Source organism: Enterococcus sp. 5H (assembly GCF_028128615.1).
In the GTDB taxonomy this organism is placed as follows: domain Bacteria; phylum Bacillota; class Bacilli; order Lactobacillales; family Enterococcaceae; genus Enterococcus_L.
The window spans coordinates 1-4670 of sequence record NZ_AMDP01000063.1 but is presented as its reverse complement, the minus strand read 5'-3'; the positions used below and the strand labels follow the sequence as shown (position 1 = coordinate 4670).

At 36.5% G+C, this 4670-nt stretch carries 6 protein-coding genes; all 6 read left to right on the top strand.

What is annotated here, in order from left to right:
• Window positions 1-110: 110 nt before the first annotated feature.
• The 6 genes from C240_RS15605 to C240_RS15580 all read left to right on the top strand — a co-directional run bounded on the left by C240_RS15605 (window position 111) and on the right by C240_RS15580 (window position 4582).
• Window positions 111-293, top strand: coding sequence for a hypothetical protein (locus C240_RS15605; RefSeq protein ID WP_271495810.1), 183 nt, complete (start codon window positions 111-113; stop codon window positions 291-293).
• Between the two features lie 118 nt (window positions 294-411).
• Window positions 412-801: a hypothetical protein gene (locus tag C240_RS15600; RefSeq protein WP_271497710.1), complete on the top strand. Its 390-nt coding sequence runs from the start codon at window positions 412-414 to the stop codon at window positions 799-801.
• 314 nt (window positions 802-1115) lie between these two features.
• Window positions 1116-1469 carry a phBC6A51 family helix-turn-helix protein gene (locus tag C240_RS15595; RefSeq protein ID WP_271497707.1) on the top strand — a complete coding sequence of 118 codons (354 nt, stop codon included), beginning with the start codon at window positions 1116-1118 and terminating at the stop codon, window positions 1467-1469.
• A complete protein-coding gene (locus C240_RS15590) occupies window positions 1456-2751 on the top strand; it encodes a PBSX family phage terminase large subunit (RefSeq protein ID WP_271497703.1) in 1296 nt (431 codons plus the stop codon). Before C240_RS15595 ends, C240_RS15590 begins: the two co-directional genes overlap by 14 nt.
• Before the next feature lie 12 nt (window positions 2752-2763).
• On the top strand, window positions 2764-4200 hold the full coding sequence (locus C240_RS15585) for a phage portal protein (protein ID WP_271497700.1): 1437 nt from the start codon (window positions 2764-2766) through the stop codon (window positions 4198-4200).
• Complete coding sequence (locus C240_RS15580) at window positions 4169-4582, top strand: ribosomal-processing cysteine protease Prp (RefSeq protein ID WP_271497698.1); 414 nt, start codon at window positions 4169-4171, stop codon at window positions 4580-4582. The genes C240_RS15585 and C240_RS15580 overlap by 32 nt, the downstream gene beginning before the upstream one ends.
• Window positions 4583-4670: the final 88 nt, after the last annotated feature.

The window sequence follows — 4670 nt, the reverse complement described above, 5'->3', positions numbered from 1 at the left end:
TCACCCATAGGTAATACCTAGTTTACAGCCTGTGGGTGATTGAAATATTGGTATAATCCCTCAAATAGGAATACAATTAATTCATGATATACGAAAGGGGAAATTTTATTATGCCAAGTGAACGTCACGGAGAAAAAGAAAATAGAGAATCATTTAAAGAACAAAAAAACAAAGAGAAGTTTGAAGCTGAAATTGATAACAACAGAGAGCATGTGGAATCAGAAAAAGACGAAAAACATCTGAAAAGATTTATTAGAGAAGAAGAGAAACGAGAAAAAGAAAATAACGAATAGAAATTTTTAGTCATCGCTTATGCGGTGGCTTTTTTATAGACATACTTTCTTTTTTGTCGATTGTAATACAATCTTTTTTCGTTATAATAATAAAAACGAAAGATTATTGGAGGCAAAAATGAATACAGCTGAAGAAATAATTAAAGCTTCATCATCCTATGTTGTGTCAACAATAGACGATTATGGATTTCCGTTAAGTGTAACAGTATCTAAAATAGTAGAAAGAACTGGTTATGTAACCTTATTTTTTTATTTTGATGAAAAATCAAACTTTGTGAATAACATGAAAAAAAGGCCCAAGGGTAGCGTGTCAATTTCTGTGGAACATCCGAATAGAATAGAAACGTTAAATTTAAAAGGGACATTTACTTTTGAGACTGATTGGGATTTAAAAAGTGTTCGAGACATTGTAAATGATGCCGAAAGTAAGTTGAATTACGAAAACCCGGTAGTTGTAGTATTCGAAACACTTAATCATGACATAGAGGTAGTAAATAAATATATTTAAATTCTAGATCACTCATTGAGTGGTCTTTTTGTTTAAAAATATTGGACACGTTACGAAATTTTGGTATAATATTGCAAATGTGAAAAATGTAACAAAGGAAGGTTTTTTATGAAGAATCGAAAAAACATCGTTATCTTTTGTTTATTTATTTTAATAGCAGTTACAATCACTCTAGCGTTTAACTATTGTATTTATCGCATATCTCCATGCGAAGGACATTGTGAATGCGAGTGTGTAAGTAAACAATAAATCCAACTAACCGTCATTCGTGGCGGTTGTTTTTGTGTAGTTTATTTTAGATTGGAGGGGATTTTTTGAAACTGAATAAAAAGCACCAAAAGGCTATTAAATTACTGTTTGAAGGCTCTTTAAAGCGTAGAGAAATCGCTGAAGAACTAAACATAAGCGAACAGACTTTGTATAACTGGTTGAAAGACGATGAATTCACAAAAGCATATGATGAATATGTTCAGCAAATTATGGGCAAATCATCAGGCAAAGCGTTAAACACGATGCTAGCTTTAATGAGTGCACGATCTGAAATGGTTAGGTTTAATGCTGCAAAAGATATACTTGATCGCGGAGGATTCGCTCCGGTAAATAAACAAGAAGTGACCAATATTCAAACGCCTATATTTGAGGACGATATAGGTGATGACGATGGCTAGAAAAAAACTATCTGAACTGTTACCGAAGAAATTTCATTCAGTGTGGCGAGCTACTCTCAATTCGGATATTCTCAATATTGTTTGCAAAGGTGGTCGTGGCTCCGGTAAGTCATCTGATATTGCACACATCATCTCACAGTTGCTAATGCGATTTGCTGTAAATGCTGTAGGTATTCGATATGTAGATAATACGCTGGAACAATCACTCTACGAGCAAATGAAATGGGCGATTGAGCAACAAGGTGTGACACATCTATTTAAGTTTAATAAATCACCACTAAGGATCACTTACATTCCTCGTGGCAATTATATGATTTTCAGAGGTGCGCAGAATCCTGAACGGATTAAATCTTTGAAAGATGCGCGTTTTCCGTTTGCTATCGGATGGATAGAGGAATTAGCCGAATTTAAAAATGAAGATGAAGTAACGACTATCACTAACTCTCTGCTACGTGGAGAATTAGAGGATGGTCTTTTTTATAAGTTTTTTTACAGCTATAACCCACCGAAAAGAAAACAATCATGGGTGAACAAGAAGTATGAAACAAGTTTTCAACCGAAAAATACATTCGTACATCATTCTACCTATAGAGATAATCCTTTCATATCTAAAGAATTTCTTAGTGAGGTAGAAGCTACTAGGGAACGTAATCCAAGGCGTGCTGAATGGGAATACGATGGTAAAGCAATCGGATCTGGTGTAGTGCCGTTTGATAATTTACAAGTAAAAGCTGGTTCAATTACAGATGATATGGTATCTAACTTCGATAACATCCGAAATGCTGTCGATTTTGGGTATGCTACGGATCCATTGGCGTTCGTCCGCTGGCATTACGACAAGAAAAAAAATGGCATCTATGCAATTGATGAAATATACGGCGTTAAGATCAGCAATAGAGAGTTCGCTAGTAAATTAAGTAGCAAAGGTTACCAATCTGACGAAATGTTCGCTGATTCTGCTGAACCTAAATCAATTGCTGAGCTAAAGAATGAACACGGTATTAAAAAGGTGATTGGTGTTAAAAAAGGGCCCGACTCAGTGGAATATGGCGAAGAATGGTTAGATGATTTAGATTTCATCTGTATTGATCCATTACGAACACCGAATATTGCACGAGAATTTGAAAATATTGATTATCAGACAGACAAAGACGGCAATCCTAAGCCTAGGCTTGAGGACAAAGACAACCACACGATAGATGCCACACGTTATGCGTTTAGTGAGGATATGCAAGCACCGAAAGTCGCAACAGTATTAAACAAAGCACAATTTGGATTTTAAAGGAGGGATGACATGGCAATTGTGATAAACAGAGAAGTAGCCGGGGATTTAAACAATCCAACACCAGAGCTTTTGGACTATTGTATTCAGGAGCATGCTAAAGAATTAAAAAGACTAGACTCACTTTCCGACTATTATGACGGGAAGCAAGAGATTTTAAAAAGAACTAAAGAAAGCAATGCCGCACCCAATAACAAGATCATGGTCAATCATGCAAAATATGTAGTTGATATGAATGTTGGGTTTATGGTGTCGAATCCAATCGCCTACAGTGCGGCGCAGGACCAAGATATATCAGAGATTATGAACGAGTATGATCGTGTAGATATAGTTTCTCACGATACCGAGCTAGAAAAAGACTTATCTACTTTCGGGGTTGGATATGAACTGATTTATTTAAAAAAAGCTGGAATAAATGATACACAAACAGATATTAAATGCATCGATCCTAGAGGAGTATTTTTAGTGACCGATGATACTATTGATAAAAACCCATTATTTGCGGTACATTATCAGCCTGTATACGATTTAAAGGGCGGTGTCAGTCATTGGACTATCAAGTATTATGGACAAGATCGTATTATTACTTATAAGTCGTTGTCAAAAGCTGATGGAAATTACGAGATGACAAACGCAGTCCCTCACTATTTTGGTAGAGTGCCCATCATAGAGTATCGTAATAACGAAGAGAAGCAAGGTGACTTTGAACAAGCCTTGACACTGATCGATGCGTACAACATTTTACAATCTGATCGCCTGAACGACAAAGAAGCATTTGTGGATGCAATACTCTTTATTCAAGGGTTCAGCTTAGAGGACGGTGCTGGTCAACAGTTACAAGAAGATAAAATACTTCAAGCGCCTGGAGATAAAAATACTACAGCAGCTGGCTATCTTACAAAAGAGCTGAACGAAGATGGTGTAACATTGCTTAGATCATCGTTGCTTGATGATATACACAAAATAACCTATGTTCCGAATATGAACGACGAGAAATTTTCAGGAAACGTATCAGGCGAAGCTATGAAGTACAAATTATTCGGATTGCTCCAGTTAATGAGCGTGAAATCTCGGTACATGATTAAGGGACTACGACAACGTCTGGAGATTTTTGCGCATATTGAAAATGTAAAAGGCAAAGCAATTGATGTTACGGGCACTAAAATAAAACTTAAACCTAATCTTCCGATCAATACGAGTGATATTGTTAATCAGATTGTATCAGCCCATCAAGCAGGCATACTACCACTTAAACTATTACTGAGCTGGTTACCTGATATTGACGATGTGGAAGAAGTTCTTGAACAATTAAAAATAGAAAAAGAAGAGGCTGTTAAGTTGCAACAAGAGGCGATGGGAACCCAGTCAGAAGATAGCCATAGCGATTTAGACGATGAGCCAGAGGAGGAAATAGACGATGATAACAGCAACGTTTCAAAAGAAAAATAATTTATTCGTAAGCTACTCTGTCACAGGTCATGCTAACTATGCCCCACTTGGGAAAGACATTGTTTGTGCTGGTGTTTCTGCCCTCTATACGGCTGTGACAAATACAGTAATAGAGCAACACGATGCAGCAATCGATGAAGTTGGAATAGTTCAGCTAGGTAAACTTAAGGAATCTCAGTATATCACGAGTGTTCTTTATTCGAATTTGCTCGAAATAGCAAAAGAACATCCTGAACATATAGAGATCATTACCCTTGTTGAAGAAGCGAAAGCCAACTATGGCGGAATTATAACAGGAACACTAAATGCACAAGATATAAAATCAGGCCCAATAATTAACTCTACCGATCAAATAGAACACCTAAGACAGAAGTTGATCTAAATGGCTCAAAAAAAGAAACAAACGGAACAATCTTATTGGCAATTACGAAATATGGCTGCTGAAAAGAGAGTCAACGATGGTGCGAAAG

Coding starts and splice junctions, on each gene's coding strand:
- C240_RS15580 (WP_271497698.1), top strand. CDS start 4,169: ATGATAACAGCAACGTTTCAAAAGAAAAATAATTTATTCGTAAGCTAC.
- C240_RS15585 (WP_271497700.1), top strand. CDS start 2,764: ATGGCAATTGTGATAAACAGAGAAGTAGCCGGGGATTTAAACAATCCA.
- C240_RS15600 (WP_271497710.1), top strand. CDS start 412: ATGAATACAGCTGAAGAAATAATTAAAGCTTCATCATCCTATGTTGTG.
- C240_RS15590 (WP_271497703.1), top strand. CDS start 1,456: ATGACGATGGCTAGAAAAAAACTATCTGAACTGTTACCGAAGAAATTT.
- C240_RS15605 (WP_271495810.1), top strand. CDS start 111: ATGCCAAGTGAACGTCACGGAGAAAAAGAAAATAGAGAATCATTTAAA.